Source organism: Streptomyces sp. NPDC003032 (assembly GCF_053591415.1).
Genome location: NZ_JBSFTT010000011.1, coordinates 168,956 through 185,508 on the forward strand (window position 1 = coordinate 168,956; position 16,553 = coordinate 185,508).

Genomic DNA, 16,553 nt, shown 5'->3' on the forward strand with positions numbered 1-16,553 from the left:
TTGTCGGTCGTGTCGCTCGTGTCGGTTCTGTCCGTCGGGGAGCGTCAGCCGCGCAGGGCGGCGAGGCTCGCGGGGCGCAGATCCGTCCAGTGGGTCTCGACGTACGCGAGGCACGCGGCCCGGTCGGCGGGTCCGTGCGCCGTGTTCCAGCCGGAGGGGACGTCGATGGCGGCGGGCCACAGGGAGTGCTGGTTCTCGTCGTTCACCAGCACGAGGAAGTCGGTGTCGGTGGCGTCGAAGGGGTTGGTCATCGCGGGGCTCCTTCGGGTTCGATGGGTGCTTCAGCGGGTGCTTCGTCGGAGGGGGCCGGCGCGGCGGCGGGGCCGGTGCCGAGCCGGGGGACCGGGCGCGGACCGCAGACCGTTTCGACGGCGGCGGCGATGGCCAGCGCGTCGCGGGTACGGGGTGGTCCGAAGACGGATACGCCCACAGGGAGCGCGTCGTGCGGTCCGGCGGGGACGGTGATGTGCGGGTAACCGGCCAGGGCCGGGACCGTCGAGGTGTTGCGGGCCCGCCGGTCGCCACCCGCGTGGTCCACCGGCCACGCCGGATCGCTGGTCGGCGCGATGACGGCGGACAGGCCGTGCCCGCTCATCGCGTCGTGCAGCAGCGCGCGGGCCCACTGCCGGGCGCGGGCGCGCTTGGCAGCGGCCTCGGCGCGCTGCGCGTCGGTGACCGCCAGGGCGCGTTCGAACAGATCCTGGCCGAACGGCGCCTCCAGCGCCCTCGTGGCCTCGATCAGCGCGGCCAGGGTGGGCGGCGCCCCTCCGCGACCGGCCAGATAGCGCTCCACGCCGGGCCGGAACTCCGCCACCAGCGCGTCCAGGGCGTCCTCCAACACGCTTGAGTCCAGCGGCAGTCCAACAGGGATGACGGTGGCGCCCGCCGCGGTGAGCGCGGTGACGGTCCGGTCGAGGGCCTGCCGGGCGGCCGGGGCCATCCGTCGTCCCGGCCAGACCCCGAGGCGCAACCCGGCCACACCGACCGGTCCGGGCCACGCCTCGCCGGTCAGAGCGGCGAGACAGACCGCCGCGTCGGCGCAGCTGCCCGCCAGAATTCCCGGCGTGTCCAGGACCGTGGAGATCGGCACGATGCCGCCCGTCGGCAACAGGCCGAGTTCGGGCTTCACCCCGACGATCCCGGTGATGGACGCGGGACACACGACCGAGCCGTCGGTCTCCGTGCCGATGGCCAGCGGGGCCAGGCCGGCGGCCACCGCGGCGGCCGAACCGGACGACGAACCGCCGGGGCTGTGGTCGAGCGCGTGCGGGTTCCACGTCTGACCCCCGGTCCCCGACCACCCCTCGATCCCGTCGATGGAACAGAAGTTGCCCCATCCGGACAGATTCGTCTTGCCGACCACCACGGCGCCCGCGGCCCGCAGCAGCCCCACCACGTCGGCGTCCGACGCCGGAGGGTGCTGCGTCAGCAGCGGCGAACCGGCCGCCGTGGCAAGCCCACGGGTGTCCACGTTGTCCTTCACCAGGACCGGCACCCCTTCGAGCGGGCGCCCGCCACCGGCGGCCAGGCGCCGGTCGCTGTCCCGCGCCTGGGCACGGGCGGTCGGGTCGACCGCGTACACCGCGTTGACCCGCGGGTCGACGGCCGCGATCCGTCCCAGGCACGACTCCACCAGATCGACGGCCCGTACGGCCCGTACATCGCGCCGCCGCAGTCGCAGCCGCTGGCCCAGCTCGGCCAGAGAGGGCCACGGGCCCGTGAACTCAGCCCCCGTGAACTCAGTCAAGGCGGGCCTCCCGCAGCGTGCGCGACGTGAGGAACACCGCGATCGCCGCGGCCGCGACGACTCCGTGCAGGCCAAGCGTCACCGCGAAACCGAAGGAGTCGACGGCCACCCCCATGACGAGGTTGCCGATCAGCGGAGCGGCGAACGACAGAAGAGACATCAGCGCCATCACCCGGCCGCGCATCTCCGTCGCCGCACAGCGCTGGATCAGCGACATCAGCACCAGGCTCGCCTGTGCGGTGACCGCGCCCATCAGGCCGTACCCGGCGGCCGCCGCGGCCACCGAGTGGACCTGGCCGAGCAGGACGAGCAGCAGAGCCTGCCCGGCCACGCACACCACCAGTACGGCGGCGGCCCGCCGGCGGACCGGCAGCGCGAGGCTCGTCAGGAACGCGGCGGCGGCGCCGACCGTGAACGCCGACAGCAGCACGCCCGCGCCCGTGGTGCCGGCGTCGAGGGAGTCGGCGAGCAGCACCAGGCCGACGTTGATCGGCCCGGCGCCCGCCAGCTCCACCAGTCCGACCACGCACAGCAGCAGACGAAGATGCCGGTGCCGAGCCGCGTACCGCATCCCCTCGGCGACCCGCGTGATGAGCCGGGCCTGGTCCCGCGGGGTCTCCTGCGGCATCCTCTGCGGGACATCCCGCGTCTTGCGCGCCGACCGAGCCGCCCGCGCCCGCCCCGGTCGGCATACCGCCACCGCCACCGCCGACACCAGGAAGCTCACCGCGTTCGCGGTGGCCACCGCCACCATCCCGCCGATCCCGAGCAGCCACGCGCCGACCGGCCCGCCCGCCGCCTGACCGGCGCGCAGACCGATCAGGTACAGGGCGTTGCCCCGCACCAAGTGCTCCGGCGGCAGAAGCAGGGGGCGCAGGGCGCCGCTCGCGGGCAGGAAGAACGCGCCCAGCAGACCCAGCACCGCGGCGACGGCGAACAGCACGGGCACCGAAGGACCGGTGATCGCCACGGCGACCGCCGCGACGGCCATCAGCGCGCCTCGGGCCACGTCCGACCACACCATCACGCGCGCCGGACCGTGCCGGTCGGCCACCGCGCCCGCGCCGAGCAGCGCGGCGAGCCGCGGCACACCGGCCAGCGCGAGCACCGTGCCGGCGGTCGCCGCACTGGTCGCCTCCACCACCGTCGACGCGAGGGCGATGGTCCACGCCGCGTCACCGACGCTCGACAGGCCGGTGGCGCCGACGAACGACAGATAGCGGGGGGAGACCGGGCCTGTTCGCACGGGGGTGGCCTCCGCGGTGCCGGTGGGCATCAGCGCGCTTCCGAGGGGAGCGGTGACGCCGCCCGGTCCGGTCCGGCCGACGGCACCCAGACGTCCTCGGCGGACAGGGCGTCCGGACGGTACTTGCCCAGCGCGCTGATCAGCAGCCGCATCTCCAGGGCGATGCACTCGGCCAGGCGCCGCAGACCGGCCCGCGGATCCTCGTCCACGGCCAGCAGCGCCGCCCGGCCGAGACCCACCGCGCGGGCGCCGAGGGCGAGGGACTTCACCGCGCGCGCCCCTTCCCACATCCGCCCGGACACCAGCAGACAGCCGTCGGGGTCACCGACGCGGCGCAGGCACTCGGCGAGCGGCAGTCCGACGCCGGACAGGAACGCCTTGGGCGCCCAGCCCGACCCGCCCTCCGCGCCGTCGACGGTGACGGAGTCGGCCCCGGCGGCCCAGGCCACCCGGGCGGCCTCGCCCACGTCGCGGCCGGGCGGCAGCTTCACCCACACCCGGGCCCGCGGATAGTTGTTGCGCATCAGCCGGATCTGCTGGCGCAGCACCTCCTCGGTGAACGTGCCGGGGCTGGCGCAGCGCAGTTGCCGTCCGCTCGCCTCGTCGAAGACCCGCTCCAGGGCGAACTGTCCGGCCAGCGCGGCCGCCCCCGTGTCGTCGACGACCGTCATCCCGCCGAGCCCCGGTTTGGCGCCCTGGCCGACCTTCAGCTCCAGTGCGAGCCGGCCGCTGTCCAGCAGGGGGAGGGCCGACGGCGCGCTGTAGACGAGGTTCCAGACCTCGGCGTCGGCGTCCTCGGTGCTCTGCTGCACGACCACACCGCCGATCCCGTCGGGCACGGCGTCCGCGTAGGCCCGTACCCGTCCCAGGAGCGTGGCGCCTTCGGCGCCGGTGAGCTGGCCGGAGCCGTTGACCGGAGCGACGTTCTCGCCGATCACCATCGGGATGCCCAGCTCGCCCGCCTGCCGGCCCGCGGCCCGCCCGAGGTCGGCGCTGGCTACCTGCGTCGAGCCGAACGCCGACAGGTACAGCGGCAGCGAGGAGGCGAATCCGCCGATCTCCGTGCCCAGTTCGACGTCGCCGTGGAGCGGTTCACGCCCGAGGTCGATCAGCTTCTCCAGCCGCCGCGGCATGAACACCGGGGGCACGAGCCGGGCGTCGTCCAGGCCGTCGCCGTCGCCGCCGCGCCGGTCGCCGCCGTGCTCGTCGACGGCGCCGAACAGCGCGCGGCCGTAGTCGTGCAGCGCGGGGAAGGCCGCCGCCGGCCCGCCGCGGGCGCGTTCGCGCACCTCCGCGTCGGGGAAGTGGTCGGCTCGCAGGACACTCATGGAGCCACCACCCCGGGGACCTTGGGGAAGGCGCTGGCCTGCCACACCGAGTGCAGCCCGGCGATGTACCGGGTCAGGCGCTCCAGGCCGATCCCGAAACCGGCGCTGGCGGGGATGCCCTCGCGGACGACCTTCAGGTACCAGGCGTACTTGGCGGGGTTCTCGCCGGTCTCCCGCATCCGGGCGATGATCGTGCCGTAGTCGTGCTCGCGCTCTCCGCCGCTGCACAGCTCGCCGTAGCCCTCGGCGGCCAGCAGGTCGAAGTTGCGCAGATACCCGGGCCGCTCGGCGTTCTCCTTGTCGTAGAACCCGCGTGAGCCCTTGGGGTAGTCGGTCACGAAGAAGGGCTGGTCGGCCTTGGACGACAGCAGTGCCTCACCGGCCCAGTCGATCTCCGCGTCCGGATTCTGGTCGTGGCCCATGGAGTGCAGGTCGGCCACGGCGGACGCGTGGGTGCGCCGGCCGAACGGCTGCTGCGACAGCAGCCCCGTGAACGCGTCGGTGTCCCGGCCGAGTTCGGCGAGCTGCTCCGGAGCGCGCTCCACGACCCGGCGCACGATGTGCTTGACCACCCCCTCCGCGACCGCCATCGCGTCGTCGCGGGTCGCCCCCGCGATCTCCACGTCGATCTGGTGGAACTCGGCGAGGTGCCGGCTGGTGGAACTGGTCTCCAGCGGCTCCAGGCGGACGTTCGGGGCCACGCAGAAGATGCGGTCGAAGGCGGTCAGCGACGCCTGCTTGTACAGGATCGCGCTGGTCATCAGCTTGTAGCGGTGACCGTAGTAGTCCACGTCGACCTGCTTGGCGCCCCGCGCTCCGGGGTCGGTCACCGGGCCCATCACCGGGGGCAGCAGCTCGGTGAACTCCTGCCCGGACAGATACTCGCGGGCCGCGTCCAGCATCGTGTGCTGCGTCTTGAGCACGGCCCGGGTGACCGGCGACGTCAGGTGGGCACGCGGGTCGCCGGGCGAGGTGGTGTCTTGCTGGGTGATGTCCATGCCGGACTGTCTCCTTCGTGAGGTGGCGGGGCGTCTTCGCGGTGGCGGGGCGTCGGGTGCCGGACGGTCAGCCGACGCCGAGCGTCGTGCCGTCGGCGCTCACGGCTCGTTCCAGAGCGGCGCCGTCGAAGGTCTGTTCCACGTAGGACAGCGAGCGCAGGAGCTGCGCGGCGTCGGCCTCGTGACGGCCGTCCGTCTCCACGAGGCCGCCGAGCGGAAGGGCGCCGGTGTGCGACCACCGCAGCCGGCCGGTCGCGTCGACGGTCGCGCGCGTGCGGCCCGCGTTGTCGGGATGCAGGCAGTACGGCACGTCGAGATAGCCCCGCCGCACCGCCCGCACCAGGGCCCTGCCCAGGTCGGCGTCGAGGTTCAGGACGGCCTCGACCAGGGCTCTGGCCTCGGCGAGGATGCCGGTGTCCGGCGGGTCGGGCCGCACCGCCGAGCGCTCGTCATCGGCCGCCGCGCCGGCGATCCGCAGCGCGGTCACGTTCTCCTCGACGGTGGGAATGCGATGGGCCTCGGCGGCCGTCTTCACGATCAGCCGCGCCGCCCCGGTCCGCACCGCCAGCCGGGCGGCCTGCGCGAGGAGTTCGCTCGCACCGCCTTCGGTCCTTGGGTAGACGCCCATGTAGGTGTAGAGCACGACGTGCCAGTCGGCTCCGGCGAGGAGTTCGGCGGACAGCAGGCGCAGGGCGCGTACCGCCTCGGCGTCCTGCTCCGGGTGCGTCTGCTGCGCGTAACTGAGGGACACGCTCTGCACGCCGTGCTGCCGGAAGAACATCCCCTCCAGCACACTGATGGCCACGAGCAGGCTCGGCGGGCAGAGCTGACCCATCATGCAGCCGCCGAAGGACTCCAGGTGCGGCCGTACGCCGGTCCCGCCCAGCTCCGCGAGGAGCTCGCAGGACTCGGCCCAGTGACGCACCGCGTCGGCGACGGGGACACGGCTGTAGGGCAGGCAGTACGAGAGGGGGCCGCCCTCGCTCGCGTGGAGGCCGCACGCGCCGAGCGCGGCGAAGATGTCCTGCGGCCGGGCCGAGCCGTGCCGCACCTGCACAGGGAAGGTGTCGTCGTGCAGCCCGTTGAGGACTTCGCGGGTGAACTCGGGAGGGTAGGCCACGATCGGGTAGCCGTTCAGCGGATCGCCCGCGGCCAGCGCCGAGTAGACGGCGGCATGGTCGCCCACGCGGGTGAAGCTGTCCAAGGTGATCGTGCCGACCGCGCACACCCCGGCCTCCCGCACGGCGTGCAGACCGGCGCGCATCCCCGCGGGGTCGCCGATGCCCATTCTCGGCTGGATGACGAGCCGGCCGGACGCCGTGGCCCGGGCGACGAAGTCCCCGAAGGACCGCCCGGGTCCGGCCGTATCCACTGTCATGACGACACTCCCTGCGGCAGACGCGCCAGGAAGGAGCGGAACGCGCCCATTCCGCCGCTGTCCTCGAACACGCCGTCGAAACCGGCCTCGGTGAGCGCCGAGGCGCGCTCGCGCCCGCCGGCCCCGCCGATGCCGAGCTTGCCGCCGATGACGACGGAGGTCCGCGCCAGCTCGTCGCGGGCCCGCAGCTTGCCGATGACCCGCTTTCCCTCGTGGAAGCCGTGGCCGTTGACGCTGCTGATCACGACCAGGTCGGGGTTGAGGCGGAGGCAGTTGTCGAGCAACAGCTCGTCGGGGACGCAGGCGCCCAGGTTCACCACCTCGTGCCCCCACTCCTCCAGCAGGAGCTGGAGGTACACGAGGTTCCAGGTGTGCGCGTCGGAGGCGAGGCTGGTGACCATGGTGCGCAGCCCTTGTATGTCGCCCGGCTGTCGTCGGTTCAAGGCGGTGCTCATCTCTCTTGTGAAGGGATGGACGGTGCGCGGGGCGTTCTCAGTCCCAGCCGGTGGTGTTCTTGGACTGCGCGACGGTGGCGGACCCGGCCGCCGCGTGCCCGCTGATGTCGCCCGCCGACCCGTCGGTGAGCGTCACGGCCCCGAGGGCCGGGACGGTGGCGAGAACGAGGACAGCGACAAACTTCGTAAAGCGGGCACCGGTGGGCATGCGAACTCTCCTCTTGTGAAGGACCGTCGGGGTGACCCGGCCGCCGCACCCCGTGGTGGGGGCGCCCTTGCGCCGGTGGAAGAAGATTCCCGCGCCGCCCCCGCGCGCCGCTAGGTCTGACCGGTGTCCTGATCCGGCCCTCGCATAGACCGTCCACCCTCGTCCCCGGTGCCGCAGAGCCCGTCGTAGAACTGCGGCACCAGTGCCGCCGAGCAGGCGGCGACACGGGCGCCCCGAAGCGCGTACTCGCACTTCAGCGTGCGCGTCACGAACACACGCGCCGTGTCCTCCGCCTCGCACAGCGAATCGGCGGTCACGTAGACCCCGACCGTCAGCCTCAGGTCCGCGTCCGGATGGATGCTGATGTGCTGGATCCCTTCATGCCGACGTGCGTGGGACCGGAAGATCGCCCTGAGGCGCTCGGGCTCAGGGGGATCGACGGCCAACCGGACCCGTGCGTGAACAAGCTGCATCGTCCGAGCTTGCTGAAGGCGACGCGGAGCCAACAAGACCAGCTCGCGGCCGGTCTATGCCAGGTCCCGAAACGGCCAGCTCCACGGCGGTTTTCGGTCAGAGAATGTGGGCATCTCCCGCCGTTCCCCGCGGCTTGATAGCAATGGTGTGATAGGGATCGACGGGTGGACTCAGGGGGCGGGGTGCTGGACGCGCTCGGACTGGACGACACCTGCGCGCACGTCTACAAGGCCCTCCTGGCCCAGCCGCAGGCGGACCTCGACGAACTGCGGGGGATACTGGGCCTCTCCGAAGCCGAACTGGGCGACTCGCTGGACAAGTTGAGCGGACTGGCGCTGATCCGCCCCTGCCTCGAGGAACCCCACATCTTCCGCGCCGTCGACCCGGAGCTGGGCATCCAGGCCCTCATCGCACAGCAGCAGGAACGGCTCGTGGCCGAACAGCAGCGGGTCGAGCGGCTCCGCGCCGCCGCCACCCGCCTCGCCGCCGACTTCGCCGCCAGCCGCCCCCGCAAGAGCGTGGCCGACGTCGAACAGCTGGAGGGGATCGAGGAGATCCGGGACCGCATCCACGTGCTCGTCCGGGAGGTCAAGGCCGAGGTGATGACCTTCGCCCCCGGCGGTGCGCAGAGCGCCGCCAGCATGGACGCGGCCAAACCGCAGGACGAGGAACTCCTCGGCCGCGGCGTGCGCATGCGGACGCTGTACCTCGACAGCGTGCGGAACAGCCCGGCCACCGTCGCCTACGCCAAGTGGCTCACGGAAGTCGGCGGCGAGGTGAGGACCACGCCCTCCCTGCCGATACGGCTGATGATCCTGGACAGCGATGTCGCCATCGTGCCGGTCAACGGGGAGAACAGCGCCGCCGGCGCCCTCGTCCTCGGCGCGGACGGCATGCTCACCGCACTCTGCGCCCTGTTCGACTCCCTGTGGGAGAAGGCCACCCCGCTCGGCGGTGCCGCCCGCGACCGCGACGAGGACGGCGTCACCCCCCAGGAGGCCGAAGTCCTCAAGATGCTGGCCCACGGCCTCACCGACGAGGCCGTCGCCAAACGCCTCGGGGTCTCCCCGCGCACCGCACGCCGCATCGCCGCCGACCTGATGGAGAAGCTGGGAGCGCGCAGCCGCTTCCAGGCGGGTGCGCGGGCGGTCGCGAAGGGCTGGCTGAGAGGGGACGAATAGCACCATGCCCGAGCACACGCCCGCGGCCCCGCCCGACCCCGGACTCTTCGGACCGGCGTCGGTCACCTGGCAGGTCCACTCCGACCCCATGATGTGGGTCGCCGGGATCCGCGCCCTCTACCTCCAGGCCCTCCACCCCCGCGCGGTCCGCGGCGTCATGCAGAACTCCGACTTCCGCAAGGACGCCTGGGGCCGCCTGATGCGCACCGCCCACTTCGTCGGCACCACCACCTACGGCACCACCGAGGCCGCCGAGAAGGCGGGCGCCCGCGTGCGCAGGATCCATACGATGCTCACGGCCACCGACCCCGACACGGGGGAGCGGTACGGCGTAGACGAGTCCGGGCTGCTGCTCTGGGTGCACTGCGCGGAGATCGACTCCTACCTCCATGTCGTACGCCGGTCAGGGATCCGGATGCCGGACGCGCTCGCCGACCGGTACGTCGACGAACACCGGCGGAGCGCCCGGCTGGTCGGCCTCGACCCCGACGACGTACCCGGCTCCACGGCCGGACTCGCCGCGTACTTCGACCAGGTGCGCCCCGAGCTGGCCGCCGGGCCCGACGCCCGCGCCGTCGACGACTTCCTGCGGAGCCCGCCGACGCACCCCCTGCTCGTCCCGGCGCGCGCCCTGCTGTGGCGGCGTGTGGCCGATCTGGCGTATGCCTCCCTGCCGTCGTACGCCCATGAGCTGTACGGCAGAGCCGCCCCACCGCCCGCCACGGTGACCCGGCGCCTGACCCTCACCGGCACCGCCCTGCGCGCCGTCCCCTCACGTGTGCGCTGGCAACTTCCGCCCCGGCACATCCTGCGCGCCATGGCCCGCCTCGGGCCCGGCAGCCGCCCCGTCCCGTACAAACTCGACAGTCGGGCCGCCATACTGGACGGGCCGGGGAGGGCGCAGCGAGGCAACGGGGGCGACAGCACGAGATGGCGGAAACCAGGCTGATCCAGAGCCGCTACCGGCTTCTGGATCTGATCGGGCGCGGAGGCATGGGCGAGGTGTGGCGGGCGCGCGACGAGTCGCTCGGCCGCCAGGTCGCCGTCAAATGCCTCAAGCCGATGGGCCACCACCACGACCAGTCCTTCACCCGCGTGCTGCGCGAGCGCTTCCGCCGCGAGGCGCGGGTGGCGGCCGGACTCCAGCACCGGGGCGTCACCGTCGTCCACGACTTCGGTGAGTACGACGGCGTGCTCTATCTGGTGATGGAGCTCCTCGAAGGCCGCAACCTCAGTCAGCTCCTGGAGGACAACAAGCAGCACCCGCTGCCCGTCGCCGACGTCGTGGAGATCGCCGACCAGGTCGCCGCCGCTCTCGCGTACACCCATGAACAGGGCATCGTGCACCGGGACCTGAAGCCCGCGAACATCATGCTGCTCTCCGACGGCACCGTGAAGATCTGCGACTTCGGCATCGCCCGGCTCGGCGCCGACATCGGCTTCACCTCGCGTCTGACCGGCACCGGCATCGCGATGGGCACGCCGCACTACATGTCGCCCGAGCAGATCAGCGGCGAACCCGTCGACCGGCGCAGCGACCTGTACTCCTTCGGCTGCGTGCTCTACGAGATCGCCACCGGCGCCCCGCCGTTCGACCTGGAGGACGCCTGGGCCGTCCTCGTCGGACACCGCGACACCATCCCGGAGCCGCCGCGCCGCCACCGCGGCGAACTGCCCGCGTACTTCGAGGACGTCGTCCTCGGCCTGCTCGCCAAGGACCCCGGCGACCGGCCCCCGGACGCGCGGGAGCTGCGCCGCCGCATCGCCGCGGGCCGCGCCACACCCTCGTACGTCCCGACCGTCGTCACGCCCCCGGTGCGCCGCCTCGAGCAGCCGCCGTCCGGCGCGCCGCGGCTGCCCTCCTGGACCCGCGGCATGACCACCGGGCACAAGGCGAGCGGCGCCTCCGTGCTGCGCGCCACCCCGCCCGACGCGGCGGCGGGCCTGACCGGCGAGTGGATCCCGCGCGTCGACGCGCGCCGGACAGCCGTGTCCCGGCAGCCCGAACGCCCCGAGCCGTCCCCGGAGTTGGTGGCCACCCTCACCAGCCGCCACAACGCGGGGCTGAGCCTCGGCAGGCTCGGGCGCTGGGCGGAGGCGGGCGAGGTGCACCGCGCGGTCGCGGCCGAGCGCGAGCACGTCCTCGGCCCCGACCACCCCGACACGCTCGCCAGCCGGTACGAGGTCGGGTTCACGCTCAGCCGCACCGGGCGCGCCGCCGACGCGCTGCGCGAGTACGGCCGGGTCGCCCAGGGACGGGAGCGTTCCCTCGGCCCCGACCACCCCGAGACGCTCGCCGCCCGCCAGGAGACGGCGTACGTACTCGGACAGCTCGGGCGGCACTTCGAGGCCCACCAGGTGTACACCTCGGTGCTCGCCGTCCGTGAGCGCACGGCGGGCCCCGACCACCCGGACACGCTGCGCTGTCGCCACAACCTCGCGTACAACCTCAGCCGCCTCGGCCGTCTGGAGGACTCCTACCGCCTGGCCGAAGAGGTGGCCGCGGCCCGCGCCCGCGTCCTCGGCGCGACCCACCCCGACACGCTCGTCACCCGCTATGAAGTGGCGTACGCGCTCGGCCAGTTGGGCCGCTGGCCGGAAGCCCTGCAGACCTACCGCGAAGTCGCCGATGCGCGGGTGCGGGCGCTCGGCCCCGACCACCCCGACACGCTCGCCGCCCGCTACGAGGTCGGCATCAGCCTCGGCAGGCTCGGGCGCAGCGCCGAGGCCCTGGAGCTGTACCGCGATCTGATCGACGACCGTACGCGCGTCAACGGCCCCGCCGACCCGGAGACCCTGCGGGCACGGCACGGGCTCGGCGTGAATCTCGGCCGGCAGGGCCGCTGGGAGGAGGCCCTCGCGGAGGCGCGGGACGTGTGCGCCATACGGGAGCGGGTGCTCGGCGCGGACCATCCCGACACGCTGGTCAGCCGCAGGGAGGTCGCGGTCGGCCTCGGCTGGCTCGGCCGCTGGGCCGACGCGCTCACGGAGTACCGCGGGGTCGCCGCCGCCCGCGAGCAGGTCCTCGGCGCCGACCACCCCGACGCGCTCGCCAGCCGCAACGACGAGGCGCACTGCCTGGAGCAGCTGGGCCGCGGCACGGAGGCGGTCGAGCTGTACCGCAGGGTGGCGGCGCTCCGCCAGCGGCGGGCCGCCGGGAGCCACTGAGCGGCGTGGCCGCCCACGGCGGACGGATTCCCGGCCGGCGGCCCCCGTGCTAGGAAGAGTCATGCCCGATCGTGCTGTGTATGACGCCGTCGTCGTCGGCGGTGGCCACAACGGTCTTGTCGCCGCCGCCTATCTCGCCCGCGCCGGACGGTCCGTGCTGCTCCTGGAGCGGCTCGCCGGGACCGGGGGCGCCGCCGTCTCCAGCCGGCCCTTTCCCGGGGTCGACGCGCGGCTGTCACGCTACTCGTACCTCGTCAGCCTCCTCCCCAAGAAGATCGTCCGGGATCTCGACCTGGACTTCAGGGTGCGCACGCGCACCATCTCCTCCTACACCCCGGCCGAGCGTGCCGGCCGCCCCACGGGCCTGCTCGTCGGCGGCGGCGAGGCCCGCACCCGGCAGGCCTTCGCGCGGCTCACCGGGAGCGGCCGGGAGTACGAGGCCTGGCGGAGCTTCTACGCCATGACCGGGCAGGTCGCCCGCCGGGTCTTCCCCACGCTCACCGAACCCCTGCCGAGCCGCGAGGAACTGCGCGCCCGCGTCGACGACGCCACCGCCTGGCGCACCCTCTTCGAAGAGCCCATCGGCACGGCGATCGAGGAACGCTTCGCCGACGACCTGGTGCGCGGGATCGTCCTCACCGACGCCCTCATCGGCACCTTCGCCGACGCCCACGACCCGTCCCTGCGGCAGAACCGCTGCTTCCTCTACCACGTCATCGGCGGCGGCACCGGCGACTGGAACGTGCCCGTCGGCGGCATGGGCGCCCTCACCGGAGCCATCGCCGACTCCGCGCGCATCGCGGGCGCCCGGCTGCGCACCGGATGCGAGGTGACACGGATCGCCACCGACGGGCGGCGCGGCGAAGTCACCTACCGCGAAGGCGACGGCGGCGAGCGGACCGTCGCCGCCCGGCACGTCCTCGTCAACGCCTCCCCACAGGCCCTAGCCACCCTCCTCGGCGACGAGCCGCCCGCGCCCGCCGAAGGCGCCCAGCTCAAGGTCAACATGCTGCTCAAGCGGCTGCCGAGGCTCCGTGACACGTCCGTCGACCCGTGCGACGCCTTCGCCGGGACCTTCCATATCGCCGAGGGGTACGAGGAGTTGGCGACGGCGTACGCCCAGGCCGCCGCGGGAACCCCGCCCACGGCGCCGCCCTCCGAGATCTACTGCCACTCGCTCACCGACCCGACGATCCTCGCCCCCGATCTCGTCGAGCGCGGCCACCACACCCTCACCCTCTTCGGACTGCACACGCCCGCCCGGCTCTTCGCCCAGGACAACGACGCGGTCCGCGCCGTCCTCCTGAAGTCGACCCTCGCCCAGCTCGACGCGCACCTCGCCGAGCCGATCGCCGACTGCCTCGCACTCGACGCGGAGGGCCGCCCCTGCGTCGAGGTGAAGACCCCGCTCGACCTGGAGCGGGACCTGCGGCTGCCCGGCGGCAACATCTTCCACCGCGACCTCGCCTTCCCCTACGCCGAGAAGGGCACCGGGCGTTGGGGCGTGGAGACCCGGCACGCGAATGTCCTGCTGTGCGGGGCGGGCGCCGCGCGCGGCGGGGGCGTCAGCGGCATCCCGGGCCACAACGCCGCCATGGCCACGCTCTACGCCCTCGACGAGCGCGCCTGAGCCCGCAGGAACCGCCGCTGGTCCGCCAGGAACCCGTCCGCGAAGAGTGACCTGGGGGAGAAGAGGGCGGTGAGCGTGGTCCTGGCGCCGGACCGCTCGATGGACCGCTTGACCAGGGAGTGGGCCGCGTCCGGATAGTGCTCGACCGTCAGCGCGCCGCCGCCTGCCAGCACCCCGCGATAGACGCGTTCCGTCTCGGCCGTGTCCACGTTGAGGTCGTGGCCCGCGAGGGTCAGCAGCACCGGTACGCCGCGCAGGGCCCGCAGGTCGTCCGTCGCGTCGGCCGTGTGGTTCCTGGAGATGAAGCCCCAGCGCGCGGCGGTCATGCCGTCGGTGTCGCCGCCCGTCGACTTCACGTACTCCTCGAACGGGGCGTGGCGTTTCAGCAGCCGACGGGTGGCGTCGCTCCGCGCCACCTCGGTCCTGACGCGGGCCCGGGACGCGCCGTCGGCGCGCAGTCCGGCGAGGAGGTGGTAGCGGCCCTGGCGGAGCCAGTTGACCGCGGGCGAGACGGCGATGACGAAACTCACCGGCGTCCTGGCGGCGACCTTCGGCAGGACCCAGCCCGCCTGACTGGCGCCCCAGAGCCCTATCCGGTCGCCGTCGATGTCCGGCCTCGCCCGCGCCCACGCGATGGCGGCGGCCACCTCGTCGGCCCGGTCCGCCATCGACTGGCCGAGCCAGTCGCCGGGAGCGCCCGCGACGCCGGGTTTGTCCCAGGAGAGGGAGGCGTACCCGGCTCGCGCGTTCGCCTCCCACATGGGTTTGTAGCCGTCCTCGTGGGTGGCGTCGACGGGCCCGTCGCCATGGACGTACACGACGAGTCCGTGCCGCTCGCGGCCGTCCCGGGGCGTGGCGAGCACGCCGCGCAGGGTGTGGCCGCCGTGACGGATCGAGACCCGCCGCTCGTCCATGGCGTAGGAGTTCTGCCACAGCACCACACCGCCGAGTCCGGCGGCGACAGTCAGGGCGGCGACGAGCGTCCACACGGCGATGCGGAGCCCGCGCCGACGGGGCTTGATCGACTTGAGAGACGGGCGCATGGGAGGCGACCTCCACTGTTCGGATTGCCGGGGGAGCGAAAACTATCATTACTTATACGATCGTGCGGTGGGTGATAGGTTTGGGTTCTGGTGGCAACGCGGAAATCCGGATGGCAGTGAGAGAGGGTGGCGGCATGGAAGCCGATGCGAAGAGCGTGGGGACGGGCGCCGACGGCGGACCGGTGACGGTCCTGCGGGGCGTTCCGGCGGGTGCCGGACGCCGGGCGGCCGAGCTGTACTGGGAGGCCTTCGGCCGCAAACTCGGCCCCGCGCTGAACCCGCCGGACAAGGCGGTGCCCTTCATCGCGGCCCACCTCGACGGCGACCGCGCGGTGTGCGCCCTCCTCGACGGGCAGCTCGTCGGCCTCGCCGGCTACCAGCTCGGCGGCCGCTCCCTCACCGGCGGATCGGCCGCCGCCGTGCTGCGCGCGTACGGTCATGTGCGAGGGCTGCACCGGCTCCTGCTCCTCGCCCTCTTCGAACGCCGGCCGGCGCCGCGGCAGCTCGTGATGGACGGCATAGCCGTGGACGCGCGCATGCGGGGCCGCGGAGTCGGGAGCCTGCTCATAGAGGAAGTGGCCACCCTGGCGGCGGAGGCGGGCTGCCGCGAGATCAGACTGGACGTCATCGACACCAACCCGCGCGCCAGGGCGCTCTACGAGCGGCGCGGCTTCACGGCCGTACGGACCGAGCGCACGCCCTACCTGCGCGCACTGCTGGGATTCGGCGCGGTGACCACCATGCGCCGCGCCGTCGGAGCGAGAGGGACGAAATGACCGCGAACGCCGGGACGGACCACGTCGAGGTCCCCACCCGCATGCTCGTCCACGCGCTGATCCGCGAGGACGGCACGGTCGCCGCGGACGAGCTGTACACCGTCGCCAACACGTTGGGCATGAGCGACCAGCAGGTGCGGCTGTGCGTCAAGCGCCTGGTCGCCGAGGGCCGGTTCACCCACGAGGGCCGGGGCCGCAAGGCGGAGCTGCGCGCGACCGCGGACACCACGCGCGCCCTCGCCCCGAACGCGGACTTCCTGCGCCACGCCTTCCGGCAGGACGCCGGACAGGCGCCCTGGGACGGCGTCTGGCACCTGGCCGCCTTCGCGGTGCCCGAATCGGCGCGCACGGCCCGTGACTCGCTGCGCGAGACACTCGTCCACCTCGGCGGCTCACCGCTCCAGGGCGGGCTGTACGTCTGCGCCAACGCCTGGGAGCCGTACGTCGAGGAGGCGGCCCGCCGCCTTCAGGTGCACGACGCGCTCACCCTCCTGACCACGACGGATCTGCGCAGGGGCGACACGAGCGACCCCCGCGCACTCGTCCGCGAGCTCTGGCCCCTGACGGAGATCGCCGACCGCTACCACCGGCTCGGCCGCGTCGCACGGCCGCGCCTGGACCGGCTCACGGACTCCGCCGCGCTCTCCCCGGCGGAACTCCTCACCGTCGCCATCGAGCTGGCGGCCGAGCTGAGCCGCGCCATGGAGCCCGATCCGCTGCTGCCGCCCGAGCTGCTGCCCCGCCCCTGGCCCGGCGCCCAGGCCCGGGAGCTGATCGCCCGATGCTGGGCGGCCCTGCGCGCGAGGGACGACGGCGGAGCCGGACCGGCCGTCTTCCGCCTGTACGCCGACATCACCCAGGAGGCCCGCGGCGGCGAGGGAAACTGACGCAGCATCAGAAAACCCCTTCCCTCGTCCGGGC

At 73.4% G+C, this 16,553-nt stretch carries 16 protein-coding genes; 6 read left to right on the top strand and 10 right to left on the bottom strand.

Annotated elements, in window-relative coordinates:
- Positions 1–44 precede the first annotated feature (44 nt).
- The 9 genes from ACWDZ7_RS17970 to ACWDZ7_RS18010 form a co-directional block, all read right to left on the bottom strand.
- Entirely contained in the window at positions 45–251 is a 207-nt protein-coding gene (locus ACWDZ7_RS17970) for an MbtH family protein (RefSeq protein WP_451797949.1), read from the bottom strand.
- A complete protein-coding gene (locus ACWDZ7_RS17975) occupies positions 248–1,747 on the bottom strand; it encodes an amidase family protein (protein ID WP_451797950.1) in 1,500 nt (499 codons plus the stop codon). The genes ACWDZ7_RS17970 and ACWDZ7_RS17975 overlap by 4 nt, the downstream gene beginning before the upstream one ends.
- Entirely contained in the window at positions 1,740–3,023 is a 1,284-nt protein-coding gene (locus tag ACWDZ7_RS17980) for an MFS transporter (protein ID WP_451797952.1), read from the bottom strand. Before ACWDZ7_RS17980 ends, ACWDZ7_RS17975 begins: the two co-directional genes overlap by 8 nt.
- A complete protein-coding gene (locus tag ACWDZ7_RS17985; RefSeq protein WP_451797953.1) occupies positions 3,023–4,321 on the bottom strand; it encodes a glutamate synthase-related protein in 1,299 nt (432 codons plus the stop codon). Before ACWDZ7_RS17985 ends, ACWDZ7_RS17980 begins: the two co-directional genes overlap by 1 nt.
- A complete protein-coding gene (locus tag ACWDZ7_RS17990) occupies positions 4,318–5,319 on the bottom strand; it encodes an asparagine synthetase A (protein ID WP_451797954.1) in 1,002 nt (333 codons plus the stop codon). The genes ACWDZ7_RS17985 and ACWDZ7_RS17990 overlap by 4 nt, the downstream gene beginning before the upstream one ends.
- Before the next feature lie 67 nt (positions 5,320–5,386).
- Positions 5,387–6,697 carry a methylaspartate mutase gene (locus tag ACWDZ7_RS17995; RefSeq protein WP_451797956.1) on the bottom strand — a complete coding sequence of 437 codons (1,311 nt, stop codon included), beginning with the start codon at positions 6,695–6,697 and terminating at the stop codon, positions 5,387–5,389.
- Positions 6,694–7,152 (bottom strand): cobalamin B12-binding domain-containing protein, encoded by a 459-nt coding sequence (locus ACWDZ7_RS18000; protein WP_451797958.1) that lies wholly within the window; start codon positions 7,150–7,152, stop codon positions 6,694–6,696. Before ACWDZ7_RS18000 ends, ACWDZ7_RS17995 begins: the two co-directional genes overlap by 4 nt.
- A 37-nt stretch (positions 7,153–7,189) precedes the next feature.
- Positions 7,190–7,360 carry a hypothetical protein gene (locus tag ACWDZ7_RS18005; protein WP_451797960.1) on the bottom strand — a complete coding sequence of 57 codons (171 nt, stop codon included), beginning with the start codon at positions 7,358–7,360 and terminating at the stop codon, positions 7,190–7,192.
- Positions 7,361–7,470: 110 nt separating this feature from the next.
- On the bottom strand, positions 7,471–7,833 hold the full coding sequence (locus tag ACWDZ7_RS18010) for a hypothetical protein (RefSeq protein ID WP_451797962.1): 363 nt from the start codon (positions 7,831–7,833) through the stop codon (positions 7,471–7,473).
- A 165-nt stretch (positions 7,834–7,998) separates the two neighbouring features.
- Here ACWDZ7_RS18010 and ACWDZ7_RS18015 point away from each other — a divergent pair, with 165 nt between their 5' ends.
- The 4 genes from ACWDZ7_RS18015 to ACWDZ7_RS18030 all read left to right on the top strand — a co-directional run bounded on the left by ACWDZ7_RS18015 (position 7,999) and on the right by ACWDZ7_RS18030 (position 13,813).
- Positions 7,999–9,015, top strand: a complete 1,017-nt coding sequence (locus ACWDZ7_RS18015) for a LuxR C-terminal-related transcriptional regulator (RefSeq protein ID WP_451797963.1) — start codon at positions 7,999–8,001, stop codon at positions 9,013–9,015.
- Positions 9,016–9,019: 4 nt separating this feature from the next.
- Positions 9,020–9,964 carry an oxygenase MpaB family protein gene (locus ACWDZ7_RS18020; protein WP_451797964.1) on the top strand — a complete coding sequence of 315 codons (945 nt, stop codon included), beginning with the start codon at positions 9,020–9,022 and terminating at the stop codon, positions 9,962–9,964.
- Positions 9,946–12,183, top strand: coding sequence for a tetratricopeptide repeat protein (locus ACWDZ7_RS18025; RefSeq protein WP_451797966.1), 2,238 nt, complete (start codon positions 9,946–9,948; stop codon positions 12,181–12,183). The genes ACWDZ7_RS18020 and ACWDZ7_RS18025 overlap by 19 nt, the downstream gene beginning before the upstream one ends.
- 61 nt (positions 12,184–12,244) lie before the next feature.
- The gene (locus ACWDZ7_RS18030) at positions 12,245–13,813 is read left to right on the top strand and encodes a phytoene desaturase family protein (RefSeq protein WP_451797967.1); all 1,569 of its coding nucleotides are present in this window, start codon (positions 12,245–12,247) and stop codon (positions 13,811–13,813) included.
- On the opposite strand, the gene ACWDZ7_RS18035 is transcribed toward ACWDZ7_RS18030, so the two are convergent.
- Positions 13,789–14,856 carry an alpha/beta hydrolase family protein gene (locus ACWDZ7_RS18035; protein WP_451797969.1) on the bottom strand — a complete coding sequence of 356 codons (1,068 nt, stop codon included), beginning with the start codon at positions 14,854–14,856 and terminating at the stop codon, positions 13,789–13,791. The genes ACWDZ7_RS18030 and ACWDZ7_RS18035 overlap by 25 nt on opposite strands.
- 134 nt (positions 14,857–14,990) lie before the next feature.
- Here ACWDZ7_RS18035 and ACWDZ7_RS18040 point away from each other — a divergent pair, with 134 nt between their 5' ends.
- Positions 14,991–15,632, top strand: a complete 642-nt coding sequence (locus ACWDZ7_RS18040; RefSeq protein ID WP_451797971.1) for a GNAT family N-acetyltransferase — start codon at positions 14,991–14,993, stop codon at positions 15,630–15,632.
- On the top strand, positions 15,629–16,519 hold the full coding sequence (locus tag ACWDZ7_RS18045; protein ID WP_451797972.1) for a PaaX family transcriptional regulator C-terminal domain-containing protein: 891 nt from the start codon (positions 15,629–15,631) through the stop codon (positions 16,517–16,519). Before ACWDZ7_RS18040 ends, ACWDZ7_RS18045 begins: the two co-directional genes overlap by 4 nt.
- The last annotated feature ends 34 nt before the right edge of the window (positions 16,520–16,553 follow it).

What these genes read in the sequence shown, in the direction of transcription:
- ACWDZ7_RS18020 (WP_451797964.1), top strand. Translation starts at nt 9,020, where the DNA reads ATGCCCGAGCACACGCCCGCGGCCCCGCCCGACCCCGGACTCTTCGGA.
- ACWDZ7_RS18010 (WP_451797962.1), bottom strand. Translation starts at nt 7,833, where the DNA reads ATGCAGCTTGTTCACGCACGGGTCCGGTTGGCCGTCGATCCCCCTGAG.
- ACWDZ7_RS17970 (WP_451797949.1), bottom strand. Translation starts at nt 251, where the DNA reads ATGACCAACCCCTTCGACGCCACCGACACCGACTTCCTCGTGCTGGTG.
- ACWDZ7_RS17980 (WP_451797952.1), bottom strand. Translation starts at nt 3,023, where the DNA reads ATGCCCACCGGCACCGCGGAGGCCACCCCCGTGCGAACAGGCCCGGTC.
- ACWDZ7_RS18025 (WP_451797966.1), top strand. Translation starts at nt 9,946, where the DNA reads ATGGCGGAAACCAGGCTGATCCAGAGCCGCTACCGGCTTCTGGATCTG.
- ACWDZ7_RS17995 (WP_451797956.1), bottom strand. Translation starts at nt 6,697, where the DNA reads ATGACAGTGGATACGGCCGGACCCGGGCGGTCCTTCGGGGACTTCGTC.
- ACWDZ7_RS18030 (WP_451797967.1), top strand. Translation starts at nt 12,245, where the DNA reads ATGCCCGATCGTGCTGTGTATGACGCCGTCGTCGTCGGCGGTGGCCAC.
- ACWDZ7_RS18040 (WP_451797971.1), top strand. Translation starts at nt 14,991, where the DNA reads ATGGAAGCCGATGCGAAGAGCGTGGGGACGGGCGCCGACGGCGGACCG.
- ACWDZ7_RS18005 (WP_451797960.1), bottom strand. Translation starts at nt 7,360, where the DNA reads ATGCCCACCGGTGCCCGCTTTACGAAGTTTGTCGCTGTCCTCGTTCTC.
- ACWDZ7_RS18000 (WP_451797958.1), bottom strand. Translation starts at nt 7,152, where the DNA reads ATGAGCACCGCCTTGAACCGACGACAGCCGGGCGACATACAAGGGCTG.
- ACWDZ7_RS17985 (WP_451797953.1), bottom strand. Translation starts at nt 4,321, where the DNA reads ATGAGTGTCCTGCGAGCCGACCACTTCCCCGACGCGGAGGTGCGCGAA.
- ACWDZ7_RS17990 (WP_451797954.1), bottom strand. Translation starts at nt 5,319, where the DNA reads ATGGACATCACCCAGCAAGACACCACCTCGCCCGGCGACCCGCGTGCC.
- ACWDZ7_RS18045 (WP_451797972.1), top strand. Translation starts at nt 15,629, where the DNA reads ATGACCGCGAACGCCGGGACGGACCACGTCGAGGTCCCCACCCGCATG.
- ACWDZ7_RS18035 (WP_451797969.1), bottom strand. Translation starts at nt 14,856, where the DNA reads ATGCGCCCGTCTCTCAAGTCGATCAAGCCCCGTCGGCGCGGGCTCCGC.